Raw genomic sequence first — 22,917 nt, 5'->3', positions numbered from 1 at the left:
AAAGAGTTAATGTGCTATTTTGTTTTTTAAAAATTAGTGAATAGTCGTAAAAAAGTGTGTAATATTCATGCACCTTAACTGTTCTCCCAACTCAAAAAACTATAAATATGAAATTATCATTAAAACAAAAGCTTATAGGCGCAAGCCTTTCTGCTGTTGTTGTGATGGCAACAGCACTTACTTGGTTGTCGGCTGGTCAATTATTTGATCAGACTCGTTCAGGTGTCTATTCACGTGCGCAAAGTCTTAGTACTACTGCGTCAGAGGGAATTTCTGATTGGGTCAATATCCGTAAAGATATTGCCACTGCGTTCAACGACTACTCGACCGAGCAAGACGTTGTTCCTTTCCTACAACAAGCTCGCAAGGCTGGTGGCTTCGATGACATCTTCCTTGGTACACCAAACGGTGATATGTACCGCTCTCATCCGGAGCGTAACCGTGCTGATTATGACCCTCGCACACGCCCTTGGTACAAGGATGCTGATGCCGCGGGTAAGCAAATCATCACAGCCGCATATCAAGACGCAATCACGAATGCACTACTTGTGACCATTGCTGAGCCAGTAATGAAAAATGGTCAGTTTGTTGGTGTTGTTGGTGCGGACGTACTGATCGATCAGCTTATCAGCGATGTGATTAACTTAGATGCAGGTGAAAACGCGCATGCGATGCTAATCGACATGAATGAAGGCACCTTCTTAGCGCATCCAGATAAAAGCTTGACGCTTAAGCCTATCACCAGTGTTCTAAAAGATTTTTCAGAAGAGGCAATTGAGCGTGCCGCCGATGAAGGTCGTATCGAAGATACGGTAATCAAAGGAAAAGAGAAGCTTTACTACTTCAATAAAGTTCCTGGTACGCATTGGATGTTTGCGATTGAAATGGATCGCGCAACAGAAGAAGCAGGTCATGCGGTATTGCTACGAGATCTATTGTTCACTGCTGTGGCGATCACGATTGTGGTTATTCTTGCAGTTTCTTGGCTAGTTGGTTTCTTGTTCCGTGACTTGAACCGCGTATCAAATGCACTGGAAGAAATTGCATCTGGCGAAGGTGACTTAACGCAACGCCTAGAGCCACGCAGTGATGATGAAGTAGGTAAACTGGCGGAAAACTTCAACCGTTTTGTTGGCAACATGCACACAATGGTTACTAAGCTTAGCCACGTATCTTCTGCGCTTTCAGAGCAAGCTCGCACGACAGCACAGCAAGCTGAGGAGCGTAGTCAGCGTATCTCTTACCAGCAAGATGAAATCAACATGGTGGCGACGGCTGTGAACGAAATGGCAGCAGCGACACAAGAAATTGCAGGTAATGCTGATAGCACGGCAAGTAATTCAGAAGAAGCGGTTCAAGCTTGTTCACATGGTTCAAGCCAAGTAACTCAAACGCAAGGCTCTATTCAGAACTTAGCGCAAGAAGTTCAAGTTGCTACTGATGTGATTCAAGAGCTAGAAGCACACGGAAATAGCATCAATACGATTCTATCAACGATTCAAGGCATTGCAGAGCAAACGAACCTACTTGCACTGAACGCGGCGATCGAAGCGGCACGTGCAGGTGAGCAAGGCCGTGGTTTTGCTGTGGTTGCAGATGAAGTCCGCGTATTGAGCCAACGTACTCATGCTTCAACGCAAGAGATTCAAGAAACTATCGAGATGCTACAAGGCACAACAGCCAAGGCGGTCGGTATTATGGGTGACAGTCGTCGTCTAGCTGATACCAGTGTTGATGATGCCAATGCGGCTGCAGCGAGCTTGACGCAAATCCACACTGCTGTTGAGCGTATCAGTGATATGGCAACGCAGATTGCTTCAGCAGCAGAAGAGCAAGCATCGGTAACCACTGAGATCACTCGTAACACTGAAGGTATTCGTGATGTGTCTAACGAGCTGTCAGTCGAAGCTCATCAAGCAGCAGAACAAGCTGCTCACCTGTCTGAGCTATCACACGAACTTGAACAAGAGATTCAACGCTTTAAGCTGTAATCTTGTCTCAACCTAAGTAAAAAAGGAGCCATCTGGCTCCTTTTTTGATCGCTATTAAGCGTGAAGTATATTACAGCCAGAACTCACTGATGGGTTGCTCTTCACTGTAATGATGGGCGATTTGCGCTTGCAGTAGCTCTGCGGTAGCAATTGCATCGGTTAATGCATGGTGAGGCGTATAGTCTGGCAGCCCATAACGGCGTCGAGATTGCGCTAGCCGAACCGATTCTGGTTTTTTCCCTTTTAAACGCTCCCAGAGAGAGCCTGAACGTTTCTGTTGAATCGTTTCTTCAAGGTGCAGCGTATCTAAAACAGGAAACTCAATACCTTCCCCTAAACGGCTTTTGAGCGCTTTATCCAGAAACTCTCTCTCGATACGACGGTAATGAACAACAATGATTTTCCCGCTTAAGCATGGTAGCAGCTCGCTTAAGATATCGCCTAAGTCAGGTGCATCGATCAATTCGCTGTGAGTAATACCGTGTATAATGACTGAATCTTCATCGAGTGCACGCTGTGGACGTACCTTCCAATGACGCGAGTTACGTAGGAAAATTCGCTTCAGGTTAAACGGCACCAAACCAATAGTAATGATGTCATGTTTTTCAGGATTCAAACCCGTCGTTTCGAAATCTAACGCCACGAACTCCACCTCAGATAACGGTGTTTCTGGAGCAGGCGGCTTGTTGCTATAAAACGCAATTAAATTCTCATCCTTCGCCATCTCCAGCTTTTGTTCAAACTTCGTTGGCCACTGAATGGTTGGCTTCTGAAAGAGCTTTTTAATCATGCTAAACCTCACTTAAAGCTCTTGTTCGCTTGGTAGCGGAACTTAAGGAAATTTTGACCATTGCTTAGGATCTGGAATGCATCCTTTAGGTTGCGACGTTCAAACTCAGAGAGGTTTTCTGGTTCGATATTGTTATCAGGATCAATGCCTAGTTCCACATCCGTCGCTTGGTGACGAATACGCACCATGGAAATAAACTCTAACGCGTCTTTTAAGTCTTGTGCTCGACCTTTTGGCAAAATGCCAGCGTCAATGATGTCGTCGAGACGCTCAAACGAGTTCTGTGCACGTGAGCCAACCGCCAGAGAGTGAACACGAATTAAGTCGACCAGAGGAGCAGTACCGCGACGTTTGAGGTTGATGGAGTTGTTGTGTCTGCCATCTTTTTCCATCACGAAGTCTTTAAAGAAGCCTAGAGGTGGTGTTCTGTTTAGTGCGTTACGAGCCAAACACGCTAAGAAGCGGTTGTTCTTTCGAGCGCGACGAACAATAAAGCTAGTTAACTGTTCTGCCCATTTTAAGCGGCCATAGACACCATCCAAGTCGAAAAAGATGGAGGCGTTGAGTAGTGCTTTCGGGTTCGGGTTATCAATCCAGTCAGCAAAACACTCTTCCCACTCTGAACGAGTCATGCGCCATAGTGGGTTGGTTGCCATAATATCACCTGTGCAATATTTGTAGCCACAGGCATCTAACCCATCGCTGACGTATTTTGCTAGGGCTTCGAAGTATTTACCATGTTTCTCTTCTTGATAGGTCTCATCTAGAATGATGGCGTTATCTTGGTCAGTCACCAACAGTTGCTCATCTCGCCCCATTGAGCCAAGTGCAAGGAAACAATAAGGAATTGGCGGTGGGCCAAGCTCTTCTTCTGCCATTTCTAGCAGACGCTGTTTGAAGCTTCGGCCAATGACCGACATCGCGCTACCCACCATGTGAGAGTTGGCATCTTCATTGACCAGACGCACGAAGCTGCTTTTCACTTCTTCGGCAACAACGGCTAAATCTTCGATAGTCTGTTGTTGGAAAATACTACTCACCAACAACAACGAATTCTGAGATTCATAACGAACAATGTCGGTTGTTTCGATAATACCGATTGGTAATTGGTTTTTTACCACTGGTAGGTGATGTACGTTGTAACGCAGCATCGTTAACATTGCTTCATAGATGTAAGCGTTGTGGTCAAGAGACATGACCTCCGTGGTCATCACACTGGACACATCGTCCTGTGGGGACAAACCTTCAGCTAACACACGGGTACACAAGTCACGGTCAGTAATGATACCAAGTACTGGGGACTGTGGATCGTCTTCGTCACGAACGAAATCTGGGTCGACGATAAGTAAAGCCGATACGTTGTCATTCGCCATTTGCTGCGCGGCTTGCTGGATTGTCTGACCACGATCAATCGTATGAGCATCGCCAGTCAGCAAGGTTTTCACTTTCGACGTCGTCAGGTCATTGGCGTCTTTGTTTTCTGAAATGGCTTGGCGTAAACGAGCGCTATTTTCAACTTCAACAAAATCCGCAAAGGAATCAAAGTTATCGTAAATTTCTTGGAAAATGTCACCAGGAATACAGTAAAGCAGGGTATCCTCAATGGCTTTTACCGGAAAGCGGACTTTGTTATTGGTGAGCATGCCCATCTGGCCAAATAGGTCACCTTCGTCAAGGCGGTTATACAGCTCACCTTTGCGTCGATAAACTTCAACAACACCGCTTCGCACCACGTATAAATCTTGGATATAGTCTCCAAAATGGATGATGGGGGTATCTTCTCGGTAGTACGAGATTTCGACACTCTCTGTCACCTTGTTTAGTGTTTCTTCAGGGAGTTCATTGAACGGGGGATACTTGGCGAGAAAGTTGTAAATCTCGAGAAGTTCTGCATCCATCGAAGGCGCCTTTTAGTTCGCAAATAATAAAGTAATCTTAACTTAGTTTTAAAACAGAGTCTTATCTGAACCGCGATTTTCGTGCTCAGTCATAAGATTCTGACATATCGCACGATAAGGGAGCTTCATTTTTACTACTATATGGTCACCTCAATTGAAAAAGACGTCGTCGATATGTTTTCTTCGTGATGACTGATTAGCTCTTTGGCTGTTTCAGATCGTTATCACGTCTTTAGATTAAGCTATTCTTCTTGAGCCAAGTAGCTCAGGCGATGGAATACAGTGTTTAGATAATTCTCATGAAAGGAAGTCGAATGGTGAGAAATTTATTGCTTGTTTCTTTAGCTGCTTTGCCGGCGATATCAAGCGCAGCGGTCATGCACCAAGCAGAAAAATTTGGGTACGAACACATTCATTTGGATGTTGGTGCCGGAACGACAAACGAAGAATGGTTAGATAACTCTAATGCGACCACAGTTGGACTCGGTGGTAACTATTTGTTTACTGAGAACTGGTTGTTTAATGTTGATTACTCAGCGCAGTTTTTCCATCCGGATGATTTTACTCTTCGCATTGACCGCCTTTTGTTTGGTGGTGGTTACCGTTATGGAGTTACAGAGCAATTCGATATCTACGGGCTATATGGAATAGGCGCAATCAAAGCGAAAGCGACGGACGACAAAACGGATAATACGTTGTCTTCCGATAGCGAATTGATTCAAGCTGTAACTGTTGGGGTGAATTACTTGCTCAGTGAAAAGCTTATTGCGACAGCTGAAGTGGAGTTGAACCGTAGTGATATCGTTGATGAGAACAATTTTAAGATCGGTCTTAACTACCAATGGCATAAAGTCATCGGCACTGGTCTTTTTTATCAGTTTAGAGATACTGATTACAGCGGTGAAAGCTCAGATTACGTCAATGAAGTAGGGCTGAGTTTGAAGTTTGTCTACTAGATCGGACGGGTTCGTTTTTGGCGTTAAGTTAAAACAAAAAAGGTCAGCTTATGCTGACCTTTCCTTTTAATAAAGTATGCGACAGTCGATTATAAAACCGCTGCAATGCCTTTACACAGAGGGCCCATATTTGACTTCGTCATACCAGCAACACTGATTCGGCCAGAACCGACAATGTAAATACCGAACTCTTCTTTAAGGCGGTTAACTTGCTCTTTAGAAAGACCAGAGAAAGAGAACATACCATTTTGACGTTCGATGAAACTAAAGTCTGCGTCCACACCCTCTGCTTTTAGTGTCGCTACAAATAGTTCACGCATTTCTTGAATGCGGTCACGCATTTCTGCTACTTCAGCTTCCCATTCCGCACGCATTTCGGCGTTGCCAAGAATGTGAGTCACGACAGCGCTGCCGTGTGCAGGTGGGTTAGAGTAGATAGAGCGAATAATGGCTTTAACTTGAGAAAATGCGGTTGTTGCGACTTCTTCTGACTCTGCTACTAACGTGAAGGCACCTACGCGTTCATTGTATAGGCCAAAGTTTTTCGAGAAAGAGCTCGCGACTAGGATTTCTTTGTTGTATTTAGCAAAAGTACGAAGACCTGCAGCATCTTCTTCCACACCTTTAGCAAAGCCTTGGTAGGCGAAGTCGAACAGAGGAAGCAATTTCTTCTCTGCGATAAGTTTCGCCAATGTTTCCCATTCTTCAGCCGTAGGATCGATCCCTGTAGGGTTGTGACAGCAGCCGTGTAGAAGCACGATGTCACCTTCAGACGCAGATTGCAGATCATTTAGCATCGCATCGAAGTCTTTGTCTTTTGTTTCAGCATTGTAGTAGCTGTATTGTGCCGTTTCGATACCAGCAGCAGTAAATACGCCGTTGTGGTTCGCCCAAGTTGGGTTGCTGATCCAGATCTTTACATCGCCTAGTTGACGTTTAATGAACTCGCCGGCAACACGTAGTGCACCAGTACCACCCGGAGCTTGCGCTGTTTTAGCGCGTTTTTCGTTTACAATTTCTGCATCAGAGCCGAAAAGCAGTTTTTGCACTGCAATGCCGTACTCTGCTGTGCCTTCGATGGTTAGGTAAGATTTGGTTTTTTCAGTTTCAACAAGTGCTGCTTCAGCTTTCTTTACTGTCGCAAGAACGGGAGTTTCGCCTTGCTCGTTTTTGTAAATACCTACGCCAAGGTTAATTTTGTCTGCGCGAGCATCTTTTTTAAACTCTTCAGTAAGGCCAAGAATAGGGTCAGCCGGAGCGGCAACTACTTTTTCAAACATAATCTTCATCCATGTTAATCGAAGGGGTGTGCTAACATTTATACCTTTCAGCAATATTGGTTACAACCGTTACTGAAAAGAAAACCTAAAAAAGTTGCGATTTGAAACAGAATTCTAACATAACTAAAGTTTTTGCCATGAAAACGTTTGGTAGGCACAGAGTTTGAAGGGCATTTATGCCATGGTTGGAGAAGTTTTGCACACATCCCAATCGTTTCAATTCAGTGCTTTGCGTTAACGCGTTTATAGTTGTCTAGTGAGGATTTGTTGAGACAAAAACGCCCCACCAAAGGTGGAGCGTTTACTGTTAGAAGTATGGATATCGGTTGGGGTTATTTCTTCAGATTGATTTCCGACTCAACCGCATTGGTTTCGATGTCAGGGTTAGAAGAAAGCTTTTCAGTCGCCCAGTCATTCATATGCTTTAAGATCGCTTTTAACGCGTGCTTTTCGGTTGGTACTTCTGTCTTTTCAACTTCAAGTTTTTGCTTCGGATGCGTACCCGTCGCATCTTCTGCAACGTGTAACCAATCTGGATGCCAGTAATAAGGTTGGCCGGAAGGAGAGCTCCAAGAATGTACGCCGTTGGATTCACCTTTGTATTTAATATCTTCTTCGTTGTATTTCGCCATTATTGTTTTCTCTCATAATCCATGAGTTGAGGTGTGCATCACCATTACTATTTAAATGTAACAGATGTAATGAAAATTAATGTGATAACAATCGACTTATTTTGCCCTTTGAACGCTATAGAAGGTGCGTACTTCTCATTCAGAAGAATTTACTATTTAGCAGGTTTTAGCTTTATTTGTGTTTAAAGCATACAACGATGGATTCGCCTACCTAATGCTATTCTTGAACGGTGATAGAGCCTAAACTACTTGTCATTCAAGTGTTTGAGAATCGCCGCTTTTGCATGCTCTTCTGTCGCTGTTTCTCCATCAGGGACTTCAAGGTCAGCCTTTTTGTGTTCACCCAAAGCATCTTCAGCGATATGCAGCCAATCAGGATGCCAATAATAAGGGGTGGTACTGCCAGGATGGTCCCAACTATGTACACCTTTATGTTTTCCGCGATACGAGAGATCGTCCATTGTAAAAACTTTCATCGCTTCCTCCTGATTTAAAGACCGTAGCTCGAAGTGAGTTTAACGCACTCAGTCCAACGTAAAACCTTGCTTTTAGGTATTGCAAAGATGTGAGGCAATATGTGTGTAACAGTCAAAGTATGGGATATAAACGCTCACTTCGTGGCTGAAATATCTATTGATAAGCTTGATAAATTACGTTGCTAAATTGAATACTCCCATATCAGAATGCTGGCGCGAAGTATGCTATGGTGCGGCTGTAAGTGAAATGAGGGAAACATGAACCGATACCGTCAACTGGCTGAGCTGTTCAAAACGCAGATTCAGCAAAATACATGGAGAGCAGGGGAAAAGCTGCCATCAGTGCGTGTAACAAGCCGAAACCATTCTGTCAGCGCAGGTACGGTATTACAAGCTTATCAGCTGCTCGAAGCACAAGGTTGGGTCGCAGCGAAACCTCAGTCTGGATACTTTGTGACTGCGGAGTTGGACCGCTTCGAACCGAGTTCTCCAGCCACTTCCGTTTATCGCTCCAGCATCAACGATGAACTTTACGACTACCTCAAAAATCAGGCCTCACCGAATGCGGTGAAGTTTGGCTCCGCGTTTCCAGACCCTGCATTGTTCCCATTAGAAGCGCTAAACCGCAACCTAGCCAGCTCAGGCAGGAAGATGGGGGCAGAGACGTTATTGGATAACTTGCCGCCGTGCTGTGAGTCTCTACGCCGTTTGATTGCTCAACGGTACATCCAACAAGGTATGGTGTTTACCCATGATGATATTGTCGTTACTTCTGGCGCATTAGAAGCATTGAATTTGAGCCTTCAGGCCGTGACCCAGCCTGGAGATACTGTTGTAGTTGAATCACCGACGTTTTATGGCGCACTTCAAGCGATTGAACGTTTAGGTCTAAAGGCGATAGAAATAACGGTGGATCCGTTAACTGGACATTCAGTGGATCAAATTGAAGCGACTTTTGCCGGCAATGATGTTCGCGCATGTTGGTTAATGACTAACTTTCACAATCCAACAGGAACCTTATTAAGTGACGGGCAGAAGCAACGTATCGTCGAACTGGCTGAAAAATACGATGTGTACTTGATCGAAGATGATGTGTATTCAGAGCTTTATTTTTCTGAAAAAAAGCCAAGCTCACTTAAAGCTTTTGATACACAAGAGCGCGTGTTGCATTGTGGATCATTTTCAAAAAGCCTTTGCCCTGGCTATAGGCTGGGCTGGGTGGTAAACAAACGCTTCAATGAGCAACTTCAAAAGCTGCAACTTATCTCGACGTTGTCAGGCAGTGCACCAATCCAGCAGGGTATCGCGCATTACTTGCAAAACGATAGTTATGATAGCCATCTTAGAAAACTGCGAAAGAATTTTGAGCAGCGGCAATTGGCGTTTATTGAACTGGTTGATAAGTACTTTCCCCAATCGATTCGTTACACGCAACCGGAAGGCGGCTATTTTCTTTGGATAGAACTGCCGAAAACAAAGTGCGGAAAAGCGATTTATCAGAAGTTATTGGAAGCGAACATCACTGTAGCATTTGGTCAGTTGTTTTCTATCGCTCCAAATTATGAGAACTACCTGAGGCTTAATACATCGTTACTTGTAAATGATGAATTAGAACAAGCCGTGAAGACGGTCGGAGAATTACTTCATTAGCCAACTGTTTACCTGTTTTTTGCTCAAACTGTATCAGTGGACGATACCGAAGCTGTGTTTCAATCATGGGCAGACAACCATTTAGGTTAGGAGCCGTAATGAAAAAGCAGTTGGTAAAGCATGAACTTAGGTTGATGGGTGTTGCTATTTTTAGCGCATTTTTGTTGGTGTTTGCACACTTGATATTGGCGAAATCTTTCTCTCATATGGTTTGGACGGAATACACTGCTGCCGTTATCCCATTTGTGATGTTTGGCTTGTGTGTGGTTGGAGTAAAATACGCAGCGCGAGCAGATGAGGATGACGATGAAAATAACAACTAGAGTGCATACACCGGTTGCTAGAAAATCATTCGTACAAAATAAAAGACCTCCACATGGGAGGTCTTTTTAATTCAATATCACTAAAAAGTGATTAGAAGTTCGCAGAGCGAGGAGTACGTGGGAATGGGATCACGTCACGAACGTTGCCCATACCAGTGACGTAAGATACTAGGCGCTCAAAGCCTAGACCGAAGCCTGCGTGTGGCACTGTACCGTATTTACGTAGGTCGCGGTACCAGCTCATGTGTTCAGGATCGATACCCACTTCACGCATACGTGCATCTAGAATGTCTAGGCGCTCTTCACGCTGAGAACCACCGATGATTTCGCCGATGCCCGGTGCTAGAACGTCCATCGCTGCAACTGTTTTACCGTCATCGTTAGCACGCATGTAGAATGCTTTGATGTCTTTCGGGTAGTTCTTAACGATTACAGGTGCTTTGAAGTGTTCTTCAGCAAGGAAACGCTCGTGCTCAGAAGACATATCGATACCCCATTCAACTGGGAATTCGAACTCACGGCCTGAATCAAGAAGGATCTGGATTGCGTCAGTGTAGTCAACCTGCGCGAAGTCAGAAGAAACGAACTGCTCTAGACGAGTGATTGCTTCTTTGTCGATGCGTTGAGCGAAGAACTCAAGGTCATCGCGACACTCTGCAAGCACTGCTTTAAACACGTACTTGAGCATGTCTTCAGCCAGTTTCGCTACATCATCCAGTTCTGCGAACGCAACTTCAGGCTCAACCATCCAGAATTCTGCTAGGTGGCGGCTTGTGTTTGAGTTTTCAGCACGGAAAGTAGGGCCGAAAGTGTAAACTTTGCTTAGCGCACAAGCGTAAGCTTCTGCGTTTAGCTGACCAGATACGGTTAGGAACGTCTCTTTACCGAAGAAGTCTTCGTTGTAGTCCACTTTACCAGCGTCAGTGCGAGGAAGGTTTTCCATGTCTAGCGTAGATACGCGGAACATTTCACCAGCGCCTTCAGCATCTGAAGCCGTGATCAACGGCGCAGATACCCAGAAGTAACCTTGCTCGTGGTAGAAGCGGTGGATTGCTTGAGATAGGCAGTTACGTACACGTGCTACTGCACCGATTACGTTTGTGCGCGGACGTAGGTGCGCAACTTCACGTAGGTACTCGATTGAGTGACGAGTTTTTGCCATTGGGTAAGTTTCAGCATCTTCAACCCAACCAACCACTTTAACGTCAGTGGCAGCAAGTTCGAAGTCTTGACCCTTTGCAGGAGATTCAACAATCTTACCAGTTACTTCAACAGAGCAGCCAGTCGTTAGCTTTAATACTTCGTCTTCGTAATTATTAAGATTATTTGGGACCACGGCCTGAATCGGGTCGAAACAAGAGCCGTCATATATGGCAAGGAAAGAGATTCCAGCTTTGGAATCACGACGTGAACGGATCCAGCCACGAACAGTCACTTCGCTGTCTACTGCTAGCTGACCTTTCAATACGTCTGATACAGGCGCGTAAGTCATGTTTTCAATATTCTCCATTGAGGTAAAAATTCAACTCAACGCTTACTTAAAGTACTTGTCTAATAACATTTTTGTTCAAAAAACAAGCTAAGCGCTGAGTTGGGTAGCATTTTACAGATTCAACGAGACATATTACCTGTCAATTCGCTCGCATCAACCTTTATATTCGTTTTGATGGGGAGAATCTCTCTATTTATTCACTCTTTTGTGCTCTGAAAGTGTGAATTGGTTTAGTAATTGCTCTAAACGTTCGGATAGATGCTCTAAATCAACACTAATATCACGCGTGTGCGATGCTGATTGCGATGTGTCGTTAGCATGCAGTGTGATCACATCTATTTTAGATTGAATATGCTGACTTACATCAGATGTGGTTTGCGTCTGGTTTTGGATATCTTCTGCATGTCTGAGCACTTGGCGCATTTCGTCAACAACGTTATGCATTGTGGCTGATAGTGCCTCGACATCGACAGAGCGTTGATGAGCAAACTGGCAGACGGTATCAACAGAAGTTAATGACTCTTCACTTCCTTGCTGGAATTGAGAAATGATATGTTCAATATTACCAGTGGCCTCAGCCGTCCTAGAAGCCAGGTTACGCACTTCTTCCGCGACGACCGCAAAACCGCGCCCTTGCTCTCCGGCACGGGCGGCTTCAATAGCAGCATTCAACGCGAGCAGATTGGTTTGTTCTGCAATACCCTTAATAACCACAAGAATGGACGACACTTCTTCGGTTCTTTGGTTTAGAGAGCTGATTTTTTCCCGTACGGTATCAATGTTACTTACTAGTTGTTTGATGTCTTCACTTACATTGTGTGCTTGGCTTGCACTATGAGTGGCGACATCAACGGTGTGATTGACCAAAACAGTAGCGTTGTTAGTCGAGTCCTCAACAGCAGTTTGTTGCTGCAGCATATCGGTGATATTGCTTTGTACTTCGCTGGTCTCTAGCTGTTGGTTATTGGCCGCTTTATCTGTGGACTGCGCGACAGCAGTTAGTTTACTCGCGGAGTCGGCAAGTGAGTGAGAGGTGTCTTGCACACGTTCTAAGCTTTCGGAGACCGTGTCCATGAATGAATTGATGGCTGTAGAAAGTTGGCCCACTTCATCCTGTTGGTGATGCATCAGTCGTTGAGATAGATCTTTACTATGGCTCACATTCGACATGAATTTCGACGTTCTTTGAATTGGTCGTACAATGATTTTCTGAATCAAACTCATCGTTATGATGAAGCCCACAAATGCGATTACGGCCATTATTCCCATCGCAAACATTGCCTGTTTACTGATCATTGAATTGACATGATTCATGTTGTATTCCAAGCGAATCGCGCCCAACACTTCTCCTGCTGGTGCAACGTGGCAAGAAACGCAGTTGGTGCCACGGTAATTTTCGCTCGATTTCATTGGTAGTGCGACTACTAACCCTTTGCCCCAATCGGCTGAGATTGGTTCAATCACCAGTTCACCATTCAACGCTCGTTGATCAATATCATCGACAGGCTGCTGGTTTTGTTGCCCAGGTCCGTAAAGTTTGGTCACAGTATCAGCTCGCAACACGCGAACTGCTTCAATGCCTTCTTGGGCCAGGGCCTTTTGACGTAAGGTTTCTTTTTGCGACATGGTGCCCGTAAGCATCATCATATTTAGGCTATCGAAATAATTACTAGCCTTATCATGGAGTTGTTCACTAAGAACATCATTGATTAAGGTTTTTTGTTGATGGTATTGGTAAGCCGTAGAGGCAGCTAGAACGCAGCTGAAGACAGCAATTAACGCCAGTAAGAGCTTAAAAGTGATAGTTGAGCGCATAAATTTATAAGTGTAATTGGAACGAACTGCACAATATTAATGTGCACAAATGCGCACTGCGAACAACGAAATGAATGATTGTGACCCCACACATGTTGGGGATATGTAATTGTGATGTGAGTGCTGTGTAATCAAATGTTTGGCGCGTGACAGAAATACGGCGCTTTGGTGTGAGTGATAGCAAAGAGGCCAGGAACCAGCGGAAGTTTTTGCTACGCTTGTATGGGGTAACGCTTGTCTCTTGGCAGCGAATTCCTTAGTATTGCCTGTCTTTTTAAAGCCTGAGAATCAAGATGAAAACAGAATTATACAAAGAGTTTATGTTCGAAGCAGCACACCATTTGCCACACGTACCAGAAGGTCACAAGTGTGGTCGTTTGCACGGACACTCTTTCCTTGTTCGTCTTTATGTAGAAGGTGAAGTTGATCCACATACAGGTTGGGTAGTGGATTTTGCAGAGATCAAAGCTGCATTTAAACCAATTTACAATCGCTTAGACCATTACTACCTAAACGACATTGAAGGGTTAGAGAACCCGACTAGCGAAGTGTTAGCAAAATGGATTTGGCAGCAGCTTAAGCCAAGCTTACCACTGCTAAGTAAAGTCGAAATCAAAGAAACGTGCACAGCGGGTTGTATTTACAAAGGCGAATAAGTCACTTTCTATTGAGCATTAAACAAAGGCAAGCGAGAAGCTTGCCTTTGTTGTGTCTGAATGGCCCAATTTTGATTATGCTTCACCAGCTAGCTTAATGGGTGTCGTAGAATCCATTCTTTTTCATTATCACCCAATGTTGTTTCCTCTGTATTAATGAATCCGCACGCATCAAGAAAACTGATAGCGTATTGCTGACTTTGTGGGACAGTGGCGCAAAGAGAGGTGCTTTTAGGGTTAATGGTATACGCATAAAGGAACAGTTTACGCAATGCCTCACTCCCAACCCTTTGACGTTGGAAACGTTGATCAATCATCAAGTATTTAAGCTCCAGTTCGTATCGTTTAGCAAACGGCGCATGTTGGGAGAAACCTTTATCGATAACAAGATAGCCTACTAATAGGTCATCAGAATAAATCGTAAAGAACGCCTCTGACTTACTGCGTTTTTGGTAAGCCATTTCAAACGGTGTAAAAAATCCTTTTTGCTCTTCTTGCACATCCAATTGCATCAAACTTGAAAAATCTTTCAGTTTGGTGGGTTTAATCGCAATCATCGCTCAATCACAAATTGGCGGCATACCGTTATGCCACCACGAGTTTTTATAGAGTATTAAATCTATTTTAAGTAACTAACCGAGTGAAGAAAAGCTAGCAATGAAGAGGGTAATAATAACCTTGGTGAATATAGGCGCCCAATGTTGTGAGTAAGTGAGCACTGTCTGCCGTTTCTACGCCTTCAACAATGACCGTGCAGCGATACGTATTGCCCATAGCAATTAACTGACGCAAGGTTTCTATCTTTTTATCATCAGATTTTAGGCCAATAACAAATTCTCGGTCGATTTTGAGGTAGTCAGGATTCAGCTTGCTGATAAGCGCCACATTATTATTGCCGGTGCCAAAGTCATCAATACTGATTTTACAATCCAGTGCTTTTAGTTTCGCGACATTGCCATAAATCTCAGAGGTATAATACATCGATGCATTTTCTGTGATTTCGATTGTCAGCAAACGGCAATCCCGATTAGATAGCTCTCTATATAGGATTGAAAAGTTACGCCCTCGCAGCAAAGAAGGACAAACGTTAATGCTGATAGGGATGGGCAACGCTTTTTGTTTGGTGTAGATGGAATCAATCACCAGTAAGGTATGAGTTAGCAGCAATCCATTGCGGATCAGTGTTTCAATAAACCGTTGCGTATTTTTTACCTTAAACCGGGAGAGGGCTTCGTAGTGCACAATCTTTTGTGCCGAAGTGTTATAAATCGGTTCCAGTTTTATTTTGAATTGTCGAATTGCGCACAAGTAAGCCATAAAGGCTTGTAGGGAGCGGTGACGCAGTATAATGAGAAAAAGTAAGCTCAGTAGAATGATACTTTGAAACGGTCCAGAGATGTAATACACCTCTTTATAGCCACTATTCTTTACGTGATAATTGAAAAAGCGTTCATTGGTGTTACCAATCTCTAACGACGTTCCGGTATTCGTTGATAGCTTCATACCGGAAAGAAAAAAACGTGAAATATGATTTTCAACATTGTCGGATAAGTTAATGTTTTTAACACGAACCAAAACAGTTGCGTTATTTAAGTCAAATGATTGGGTCGTGTAATTGTTATTGTTACTCCACTCTTCAAAGGCTTTTTTGCTGACAGGGACAACGGTTTCTGGAGTGACTAAGCATCGAATATTGAAACGATCTAGCATCATGCTCGATTCCACCAACTTCACATTATCAAATAGCGACTTCAGTTCGCTTTCATTAGCAAAGCAACTCCTGCGGGAAAGGCTCTCTGCAATTTCGAAGGCGTTATCCAGATAATTATGTTTAACGATGCTGTTTATCGCGTAGTAACAGATAGCAAAGAAAATGATCGCAGTGATCAACACAACCCACATCGCTTCTGAATAGATCTTTTTGTTACGCAGGCAAATACGAAGTGCTTTTCGAAGACTATTGGTTGTGTATTGATTGATCTTCTGTTGATGTTCGATGCCATTCTGGTGGTTGTTTTGCATAGTAAAAGGGATGAAGTATCCGGTCCGGTGAATGTTTTCGATAATGTTTTTGTTAGTGGTTAAGTGTTCTTCCGTGAGCTTGCGAAATTTCTTTCTTAGAGCGGCCACCGCGTTTTTAAAGCCATTTTCAGGCAGTGTCATTTTGTATTGTTGAGTGATTTTGCTTTCTATTAACCGCTGACTAATCGGCGTATTTAAACTGCCGTATGTGGCGATAGTTGACAGAATGGCGTACTCATTTGGGTTGACAGGAATGGAGTGGTGGAGTGACTGATTGAGCTCTAGAGATATTTCGTTTTCGGACAAGCAAACGCAGATTTGGTTTCCAATTTCAAACCTAATCATGTGTTGATGTGCTCCAAGTTTAATTTTTGGCTACGTTATCAATAAAGCTAGGGAAGAGATGTGATTTTTTACTGAGATATCCATAATATTTGGATATATTCAACGTTTTAGTTTTTTTTTACTTGTCCTGATAACGCATTTTCCTGGGTTTTTTAGGTATAAAAAAACCCGAGCATAAACTCGGGTTTTGATTGGTATTCAGAAAGGCGTGTTAGCAAATCACTTTGATTGCTAGACCACCTTGAGATGTTTCGCGGTATTTCGCGTTCATGTCTTTACCTGTTTCTAGCATGGTTTCGATAACCTTATCTAGAGAAACAGTTGGAGCTGAAGAGCGACGTAGTGCCATGCGAGTAGAGTTGATTGCTTTTACTGCCGCAATACCGTTACGCTCAATACATGGAACCTGAACCTGACCTGCAACTGGGTCACACGTTAGACCTAAGTTGTGCTCCATCGCGATTTCTGCTGCCATACATACTTGCTCTGGGCTACCACCCATAAGCTCAGCAAGGCCTGCTGCTGCCATAGAACATGCCACGCCAACTTCACCCTGACAGCCAACCTCTGCACCAGAGATAGACGCGTTACGCTTGTAAAGACCTCCGATTGCGCCAGAAGCTGCAAAGTAACGGATGTAATCTCTTTCAGTCACAGTTTGGATGAACTTATCGTAGTAAGCCAGTACCGCAGGAATGATGCCACACGCACCGTTAGTTGGTGCTGTAACAACGCGGCCACCTGCTGCGTTCTCTTCGTTTACTGCGAAAGCGAACATGTTTACCCAATCAACAACAGACATTGGATCATTTGTTGTCTTTTCTGAAGTAAGTAGCTGCTGGCGAAGTGCTGCTGCACGGCGAGGCACACGCAGTGGACCAGGCAAAATACCTTCTTCATTCATACCGCGATCCATACACTCGCGCATTGTGCGCCAGATGTTCGCGAAATAAGTACGAGTTTCTTCATCTGAATGAAGCGCATGCTCATTCTTCATGGTTAGTGCGCTGATGGACAATCCACTTTCGTGGCATTGGTTAACCAGTTCCTCTGCCGTTGTAAACGGGTAAGGTACTTTTACTGGGTTTTCAGCTTCTTTACCGAAATTTTCTTCATCAACGATGAAACCACCGCCGATAGAGTAGTAAGTTTTTGAGTACGCTTTTTCGTCATCAATCCAAGCGTGGATCTGCATGCCGTTTTCGTGTAGCTCTAGGTTTGTTTTGTGGAAGTTCATTCCACCTTCACGTGGGAACGATACTGTGTGACAGTGCATGCCAACGGGAAGGCGTTCAGTTTCTTCTACACGAGCGATAAAGCCCGGGATAGAATCGATATCAACTTTCTCAGGAGTGTTGCCTGCAAGACCCATGATGATAGCAATATCTGTGTGGTGACCTTTCCCTGTCAGTGATAGTGATCCATAAACGTCAACGGTGATTTTAGTGATGTCGCGCAGTTTTCCCATTGCACGAAGATCATCAATAAACTCTTTACCCGCTTTCATTGGGCCTACAGTGTGTGAGCTTGAAGGTCCAACACCGATTTTATAGATATCAAAAACACTAATCATATCGATTACCTCAGAAGAAAGCCTCCCAAGGGGAGTTGGGAGGCTTAATTTTATCGTTATATTTTTGGATTAATCATACTGCACTGGGCAGAGATGATTAAAGAGCGCCGTAGATTACAGAACTAATTGCAGCAAGACCACAGATTGCTGTGAAAATTTGCACAGGTGCTGAAGTTTTGTACTTAGCCATCGCAGGAACTTTTTGCATTGCGAAGATTGGCATCAAGAATAGGATTGCCGCAATCATCGGTGCACCCATTGTTTCAATCATACCTAGGATGCTTGGGTTAACGATAGCAACGATCCAAGTTGTGATTACAATGAAGATTAGAGACATCTTCTCGATCTTACTTACTGGTGATTTTGAACGAGATTTCACTAGACCAACTAGACCTTCGTGCGCACCCAAGAAGTGGCCAAAGTAGCTAGAGGTGATCGCTGCGAAAGCAACCAATGGACCCATGTAAGAGATCAGTGGAGATTCATGCACGTTTGCTAGGTAAGAGAGAACAGAGATGTTTTGCTCTTGCGCCGTTGCTAGTTGCTCTGGAGACAGAGAAAGTACAACAGAGAAAACGAAGAACATAACAAAGCCCATCAGCATCATTGCTGCGCCACCGGTGATAGCGTCAGTTTTCTTAACTGCGTCATCACCGTATACACGACGTTGCTCTTTAGAGAACTGAGAAATGATTGGGCTGTGATTGAAAGAGAACACAATAACAGGGATTGCTAGCCAAACGATAGCTGGCATTGCACCCCAGTCAGGCGACACTTCCATCATTGAAGTGTTCCAACCAGGAATCAGGTATACAGACAGTGCTAGTAGGATGAACACGAGAGGGTAAACCATTGCTGAAGTTGCTTTCAGCATAAGCTCTTTACCGAATACTACGCCTGCTGTCATTGCAGCAATAAGTGCACCAGAAAGTAGCCAGCGAGGAATAGATTCCATGCCCATTTGGTTAACTAGGAAAGAGTCAACTGTGTTTGTGATACCAACACCGTAGATAAGTACGATTGGGTAGATAGCGAAGAAGTAAGCGAACGTAATAAGGTTTGCGCCAGTCTTACCAAAGTGCTCTTCTACTGTGTCGGTGATGTCCGCTTCAGGGTTTTTCGCAGAAAGAACGAAACGAGCTAAAGATTTGTGTGCGAACCAAGTCATTGGTGCTGCGGTTAGGGCTAGGATTACTAATGGCCAGAAGCCACCTGCACCTGCTTTAATAGGAAGGAACAGTACACCTGCACCTACTGCCGTACCAAAAAGGGACAGACACCAGGTAAAGTCTTTGTAAGAAAACTTACTAGACGATTGTGCGGTAGAAACCGCAGAAGTAGTTGTATTCATTTTTTAGTTACTCATTTTGGGAACAGGAAATAAGTCGGGAGTAATTTTGCAAGATTTTACACTAGGAAAATTAGATCTAAATCATTTATTGCTTACGCTTATTGAATGATATGTCAAAAACCTGCTTTTTATCACGAAAATGATGTGCTACTCGTGATTTCTGCTAATGAGTAAAATTAGAAAAACTTATCAATAGGGCTGTTTGTATAAATTTATTTCACCGCAAGCGTTTGCGGTGAAAATGGAAAATTAATCTAATGTGAATGAATGTTTATGAAGCAACGTTTTATTAATATTGATGCGCATAATGATCGCGCCTATAAAAGCACCGATATCAACAACTGTTTAATGTGAAATAATATGTTTTTGCATTGATTCGATAATTTGTGCCGTCATGCCCCAGATGAAATGCTGTCTATATGGGATAGCAAATACACGATGACTGCTTCTTTTTAGGTCAAATTTGGTGCTATACAATTTTTTGGGGTTCAGAATATGGTTGGCAGGAACCTCAAAAACTGACTCTACTTCATTTGGGTCAATATGCGTTTTATATTCCGGAGAAACAAAAGCCAAAAAAGGCGTCACATTAAACTGACTAATCGTTGGTAGTGTAGGCAGTTGACCAAACACATGAATATGCTCATCTTCTATCCCAACTTCTTCTTTGGTTTCCCTTAAAGCGGTATTCACGAGCTGAATATCTTCCTGCTCATATTTGCCACCGGGAAAGCTGATTTGTCCCGGATGATGGCGTAAGTGGGCTGCGCGCTTAGTCAGAATGACTTGTAACCCGTCATCGCGTTCCACAAAACCGATTAAGACTGCCGCATCTCTCAGGGACTTTTCTTTCATCCATTTCAGTCGTGCAAGGGACTCTTTGTGGTAGCCCGTTGGAAGCCGAAATTGAAAGTTCTGTAGTAAATGAGTTTTGTCGATAACCAAACTGAGTCCTTATTTATCGTGCCTAACCATTATTTATTATACTCAAAGACGGCAAAGCGTATGGCGTTATCGTTACTGGTTACCAAATAAAACATTCGCATTAAAACACTCGCCAGCACTTTCCCTCTTTGTGTTGTGTGTCTCATTCTGCTTGAACATATTAATTTGAAACTTATAAGGTTATACACCATTCTTTATTTTAGGACGTCACTATAGGGCAAGTATTGGCCAATGAAAGGGATTATTTTCACCGAGTTCATGGAGTTAGTGGAAGAGAAATTCGGTCTTGATGTGTTAGACCAAGTTCTCGACCTTTCTAACGATGAAGGTGTTTACACTGCTGTTGGTAGTTACGATCACAAAGACTTGGTTAAGTTGATCGTGAATCTCAGTAAAGTATCTGGTGTTCCCCCCGAGCAACTGCAAGAAGTGTTTGGAGAGTGCGTCTTTTTGAATTTACTTCGCTCCATTCCTAGTCACGCCAGTTTGCAACAGTGTGAAACGACGTTTCAATTTGTTCGCCATGTTGAAGACTTTATTCATGTCGAAGTTAAGAAGCTCTATCCTGATGCTAACCCTCCGCAATTTGATTTCATTAGTGAAAACCAATCCCAATTGGTATTTGACTACCACAGCGCAAGATGTATGTCTCACGTATGCTTAGGATTGATAAAAGGCTGTGCTGCGCATTTTGGTGAGGTAGTTCATATCAAACATCAAAACCAGTCAGAGGATGGCAGCAAAGTACGTTTTTGGTTAGAGGCTCAATAAGAACGATATGACGGGAAGTTCCTCATTAGAAAGGAAACTCAAACGAGAAGTTGCATCAAGAAAAGCAGCTGAGCAGCTGTTGGAACAGAAAAGCTTAGAGTTATATGAATCCAACCAGCAACTCAGTGTTGCATTGAAAAAGCTGGAGCTGAAATCTAAAAAGGATCTTCGTAAGTTTGAGTTTGAAGAGCAAATTGATGCGACGTTGATTAAGTTCGGTCGTACTTTTTTATCGAGCACGTTCGATGAAGCAATGATAGCGAGCTTTATTGAGCAGCTCACTTCTAACTCGATCATTTCTGCGGCTTACTTGTTTCTTGACGCTACAAAGCTGAGCTCATTGCGTCGTCATCACTTTGGTCACTTACAGCTTCGTCATAACAACGAGATTTTCACCACTCCTAATTGGCAGGGAGAGAATTTGCATTTGCCAGTTATCATTGATGGGGAAACGGTTGGGGAGTTGATTTTCTCCGTGTTGCAAGATCAAATCGATCAGTCTTTTATTTCCAAACAGATGGAGCTCGTGTCTGACTTAGTTCATGGTGTTATTGGTCGACACTTAAGTTTAGAGCGAGAGGTCGAGCTGAGAAAGCGGGCTGAGGAATCAGAAAAAGCGACGAAGGAGTTTGTCGCCATGATTAACCATGAGCTGCGAACTCCTCTCAATGGCGTATTGGGTAGTGCGGAGTTATTGAGTCGAACCCAATTAGAAGAAGAGCAGCGTCAATACTTGAGCAATCTGACTCAATCAGGGGACTTATTGAGAGTTATCATTAATGATCTTCTTGATTTCAGTAAGATGAATGCCGGTATGATGGAAATCATACATAAAGTCTTTGCCTGGGAGGAACTTGAAAAAGCCATCATGGGTGTATTTGCAGCTAAGGCTGCGGAAAAACGTATCCATTTCTCTATCGACAAAAAGCTGGGGATCCCGGAATTTTTAGTCGGTGACTTAGAGCGCATTACACAAATTTTGGTTAACTTGGTGGGAAACGCGATTAAGTTTACTCACTTGGGTGGCGTCGTGTTACGGGTGGAATGGCTTAACGGCACGGCTTATTTTGAGGTTGAAGACACTGGTATTGGCATCCCAATAAAAGCACAGCCGTCACTATTTGATCCATTTGTCCAAGTTGATCGCTCGGCGAAACGCAGCTTTGAAGGCTCAGGTTTAGGTCTCGCGATTTGTAAAAACCTCGTGGATTTGATGCAAGGTCAAATTAGCTTTGAGAGTGAAGAGCGCAAAGGGACAACTTTTAAAGTTGCTATTCCTCTTGAGGAAGGGCAAGCACAAGGCACAGCAGAGGGGGAATTGGTCACCATAGAGCGAAGCGATTTAGCAGGACGCTCAATATTAGTGGTTGATGACATCAGAATGAATCAAGTCATTGTTACTCAAATGCTGAAAAAACTCGACATTACACCTGATTTAAAAGCCAACGGCAAAGAAGCATTAGAAGCGGTGAAAAGTAAAGACTACGAACTGATATTCATGGACTGCCGAATGCCTGAAATGGATGGTTATGAGGCGACGATGTATCTGAGAGAGCGTGGCTTTACTCATCCAATTATTGCATTAACCGCTGGCACTACCATCGAAGAGCGTCAAAAGTGCATTGATTCAGGCATGGACGACATCCTCACTAAGCCGTACACCGCAACCGATATCGAACAGATTATGTGTAAGTGGCTTGAGCAGTAGACGCTGCCTCTTAAAAAGTATGTTTGTTGGCCAACGGCTAAAAGCTAAAGTACATGCAAATAAAACACACAAAAAAACGCACCACACTGGATAATGCCGATCATTTAACGATGTTTTTTGGGTCATTCTAGCGAGCCTTGGCGAGACTAAGAATCTAGTAGCAGCACGATGAGCGGGTAATGAAACAAATTTGACCACAAAGTGCTTGAATAGAAGAACCTGTATCACGCTCTTTCGTCGCTG

Annotated in this window: 19 protein-coding genes; 7 read left to right on the top strand and 12 right to left on the bottom strand. The window is 43.7% G+C overall.

Going from position 1 to position 22,917, the window contains the following annotated elements; translation table 11 throughout:
• Positions 1-107: 107 nt before the first annotated feature.
• Positions 108-1,991: a methyl-accepting chemotaxis protein gene (locus R8269_RS16000; RefSeq protein WP_005376880.1), complete on the top strand. Its 1,884-nt coding sequence runs from the start codon at positions 108-110 to the stop codon at positions 1,989-1,991.
• A gap of 70 nt (positions 1,992-2,061) precedes the next feature.
• On the opposite strand, the gene R8269_RS15995 is transcribed toward R8269_RS16000, so the two are convergent.
• Positions 2,062-2,781 carry a 3'-5' exonuclease gene (locus R8269_RS15995; protein ID WP_005376881.1) on the bottom strand — a complete coding sequence of 240 codons (720 nt, stop codon included), beginning with the start codon at positions 2,779-2,781 and terminating at the stop codon, positions 2,062-2,064.
• An 8-nt stretch (positions 2,782-2,789) separates the two neighbouring features.
• The gene (locus R8269_RS15990) at positions 2,790-4,679 is read right to left on the bottom strand and encodes a DUF294 nucleotidyltransferase-like domain-containing protein (protein ID WP_017636107.1); all 1,890 of its coding nucleotides are present in this window, start codon (positions 4,677-4,679) and stop codon (positions 2,790-2,792) included.
• Between the two features lie 314 nt (positions 4,680-4,993).
• Here R8269_RS15990 and R8269_RS15985 point away from each other — a divergent pair, with 314 nt between their 5' ends.
• A complete protein-coding gene (locus R8269_RS15985) occupies positions 4,994-5,635 on the top strand; it encodes an outer membrane beta-barrel protein (protein WP_042522781.1) in 642 nt (213 codons plus the stop codon).
• An 89-nt stretch (positions 5,636-5,724) separates the two neighbouring features.
• Here R8269_RS15985 and R8269_RS15980 read toward each other — a convergent pair whose 3' ends face one another.
• The 3 genes from R8269_RS15980 to R8269_RS15970 form a co-directional block, all read right to left on the bottom strand.
• Positions 5,725-6,915, bottom strand: a complete 1,191-nt coding sequence (locus R8269_RS15980) for an amino acid aminotransferase (RefSeq protein WP_042522780.1) — start codon at positions 6,913-6,915, stop codon at positions 5,725-5,727.
• A 332-nt stretch (positions 6,916-7,247) separates the two neighbouring features.
• Complete coding sequence (locus tag R8269_RS15975) at positions 7,248-7,547, bottom strand: hypothetical protein (RefSeq protein WP_005376885.1); 300 nt, start codon at positions 7,545-7,547, stop codon at positions 7,248-7,250.
• 245 nt (positions 7,548-7,792) lie between these two features.
• Positions 7,793-8,023, bottom strand: a complete 231-nt coding sequence (locus R8269_RS15970) for a hypothetical protein (protein WP_033905637.1) — start codon at positions 8,021-8,023, stop codon at positions 7,793-7,795.
• Between the two features lie 258 nt (positions 8,024-8,281).
• Here R8269_RS15970 and R8269_RS15965 point away from each other — a divergent pair, with 258 nt between their 5' ends.
• Positions 8,282-9,673, top strand: a complete 1,392-nt coding sequence (locus R8269_RS15965; protein WP_318222591.1) for a PLP-dependent aminotransferase family protein — start codon at positions 8,282-8,284, stop codon at positions 9,671-9,673.
• Positions 9,674-9,771: 98 nt separating this feature from the next.
• Positions 9,772-9,996: a hypothetical protein gene (locus R8269_RS15960; protein WP_017636102.1), complete on the top strand. Its 225-nt coding sequence runs from the start codon at positions 9,772-9,774 to the stop codon at positions 9,994-9,996.
• Between the two features lie 91 nt (positions 9,997-10,087).
• Here R8269_RS15960 and asnS read toward each other — a convergent pair whose 3' ends face one another.
• Positions 10,088-11,488, bottom strand: a complete 1,401-nt coding sequence (gene asnS / locus R8269_RS15955; protein WP_017636101.1) for an asparagine--tRNA ligase — start codon at positions 11,486-11,488, stop codon at positions 10,088-10,090.
• Between the two features lie 189 nt (positions 11,489-11,677).
• Positions 11,678-13,303: a methyl-accepting chemotaxis protein gene (locus R8269_RS15950; RefSeq protein ID WP_042522778.1), complete on the bottom strand. Its 1,626-nt coding sequence runs from the start codon at positions 13,301-13,303 to the stop codon at positions 11,678-11,680.
• 293 nt (positions 13,304-13,596) lie between these two features.
• Between R8269_RS15950 and queD the strand changes: the two genes are divergently transcribed.
• Positions 13,597-13,959: a 6-carboxytetrahydropterin synthase QueD gene (gene queD / locus R8269_RS15945; protein WP_005376896.1), complete on the top strand. Its 363-nt coding sequence runs from the start codon at positions 13,597-13,599 to the stop codon at positions 13,957-13,959.
• 89 nt (positions 13,960-14,048) lie between these two features.
• Here the strand turns inward: queD and R8269_RS15940 are convergent, their stop codons facing one another.
• The 5 genes from R8269_RS15940 to R8269_RS15920 all read right to left on the bottom strand — a co-directional run bounded on the left by R8269_RS15940 (position 14,049) and on the right by R8269_RS15920 (position 20,195).
• Positions 14,049-14,516, bottom strand: a complete 468-nt coding sequence (locus R8269_RS15940) for a GNAT family N-acetyltransferase (RefSeq protein ID WP_025767296.1) — start codon at positions 14,514-14,516, stop codon at positions 14,049-14,051.
• Positions 14,517-14,610: 94 nt separating this feature from the next.
• The gene (locus R8269_RS15935) at positions 14,611-16,326 is read right to left on the bottom strand and encodes an EAL domain-containing protein (RefSeq protein WP_031778938.1); all 1,716 of its coding nucleotides are present in this window, start codon (positions 16,324-16,326) and stop codon (positions 14,611-14,613) included.
• A 211-nt stretch (positions 16,327-16,537) separates the two neighbouring features.
• Positions 16,538-17,899, bottom strand: a complete 1,362-nt coding sequence (locus R8269_RS15930) for an L-serine ammonia-lyase (RefSeq protein ID WP_258476817.1) — start codon at positions 17,897-17,899, stop codon at positions 16,538-16,540.
• Positions 17,900-17,996: 97 nt separating this feature from the next.
• Positions 17,997-19,250 carry an aromatic amino acid transport family protein gene (locus R8269_RS15925; protein WP_258476816.1) on the bottom strand — a complete coding sequence of 418 codons (1,254 nt, stop codon included), beginning with the start codon at positions 19,248-19,250 and terminating at the stop codon, positions 17,997-17,999.
• Between the two features lie 345 nt (positions 19,251-19,595).
• Complete coding sequence (locus R8269_RS15920; RefSeq protein WP_005376901.1) at positions 19,596-20,195, bottom strand: CoA pyrophosphatase; 600 nt, start codon at positions 20,193-20,195, stop codon at positions 19,596-19,598.
• 231 nt (positions 20,196-20,426) lie between these two features.
• Between R8269_RS15920 and R8269_RS15915 the strand changes: the two genes are divergently transcribed.
• Positions 20,427-20,966 (top strand): heme NO-binding domain-containing protein, encoded by a 540-nt coding sequence (locus tag R8269_RS15915; RefSeq protein WP_005388282.1) that lies wholly within the window; start codon positions 20,427-20,429, stop codon positions 20,964-20,966.
• A gap of 7 nt (positions 20,967-20,973) precedes the next feature.
• Positions 20,974-22,674, top strand: a complete 1,701-nt coding sequence (locus R8269_RS15910; RefSeq protein WP_005376903.1) for an ATP-binding protein — start codon at positions 20,974-20,976, stop codon at positions 22,672-22,674.
• Positions 22,675-22,917 lie beyond the last annotated feature (243 nt).

The sequence above is a fragment of the Vibrio sp. Vb0667 genome (genome assembly GCF_033391095.1).
Note: the sequence above shows the minus strand (reverse complement) of the source record. Positions and strands in the feature narration are given on the sequence as shown.

Bases quoted from the DNA above. Each gene is read 5' to 3' on its own strand.
- R8269_RS16000 (WP_005376880.1), top strand. From the start codon at position 108: ATGAAATTATCATTAAAACAAAAGCTTATAGGCGCAAGCCTTTCTGCT.
- R8269_RS15995 (WP_005376881.1), bottom strand. From the start codon at position 2,781: ATGATTAAAAAGCTCTTTCAGAAGCCAACCATTCAGTGGCCAACGAAG.
- R8269_RS15990 (WP_017636107.1), bottom strand. From the start codon at position 4,679: ATGGATGCAGAACTTCTCGAGATTTACAACTTTCTCGCCAAGTATCCC.
- R8269_RS15985 (WP_042522781.1), top strand. From the start codon at position 4,994: ATGGTGAGAAATTTATTGCTTGTTTCTTTAGCTGCTTTGCCGGCGATA.
- R8269_RS15980 (WP_042522780.1), bottom strand. From the start codon at position 6,915: ATGTTTGAAAAAGTAGTTGCCGCTCCGGCTGACCCTATTCTTGGCCTT.
- R8269_RS15975 (WP_005376885.1), bottom strand. From the start codon at position 7,547: ATGGCGAAATACAACGAAGAAGATATTAAATACAAAGGTGAATCCAAC.
- R8269_RS15970 (WP_033905637.1), bottom strand. From the start codon at position 8,023: ATGAAAGTTTTTACAATGGACGATCTCTCGTATCGCGGAAAACATAAA.
- R8269_RS15965 (WP_318222591.1), top strand. From the start codon at position 8,282: ATGAACCGATACCGTCAACTGGCTGAGCTGTTCAAAACGCAGATTCAG.
- R8269_RS15960 (WP_017636102.1), top strand. From the start codon at position 9,772: ATGAAAAAGCAGTTGGTAAAGCATGAACTTAGGTTGATGGGTGTTGCT.
- asnS (WP_017636101.1), bottom strand. From the start codon at position 11,488: ATGACTTACGCGCCTGTATCAGACGTATTGAAAGGTCAGCTAGCAGTA.
- R8269_RS15950 (WP_042522778.1), bottom strand. From the start codon at position 13,303: ATGCGCTCAACTATCACTTTTAAGCTCTTACTGGCGTTAATTGCTGTC.
- queD (WP_005376896.1), top strand. From the start codon at position 13,597: ATGAAAACAGAATTATACAAAGAGTTTATGTTCGAAGCAGCACACCAT.
- R8269_RS15940 (WP_025767296.1), bottom strand. From the start codon at position 14,516: ATGATTGCGATTAAACCCACCAAACTGAAAGATTTTTCAAGTTTGATG.
- R8269_RS15935 (WP_031778938.1), bottom strand. From the start codon at position 16,326: ATGATTAGGTTTGAAATTGGAAACCAAATCTGCGTTTGCTTGTCCGAA.
- R8269_RS15930 (WP_258476817.1), bottom strand. From the start codon at position 17,899: ATGATTAGTGTTTTTGATATCTATAAAATCGGTGTTGGACCTTCAAGC.
- R8269_RS15925 (WP_258476816.1), bottom strand. From the start codon at position 19,250: ATGAATACAACTACTTCTGCGGTTTCTACCGCACAATCGTCTAGTAAG.
- R8269_RS15915 (WP_005388282.1), top strand. From the start codon at position 20,427: ATGAAAGGGATTATTTTCACCGAGTTCATGGAGTTAGTGGAAGAGAAA.
- R8269_RS15910 (WP_005376903.1), top strand. From the start codon at position 20,974: ATGACGGGAAGTTCCTCATTAGAAAGGAAACTCAAACGAGAAGTTGCA.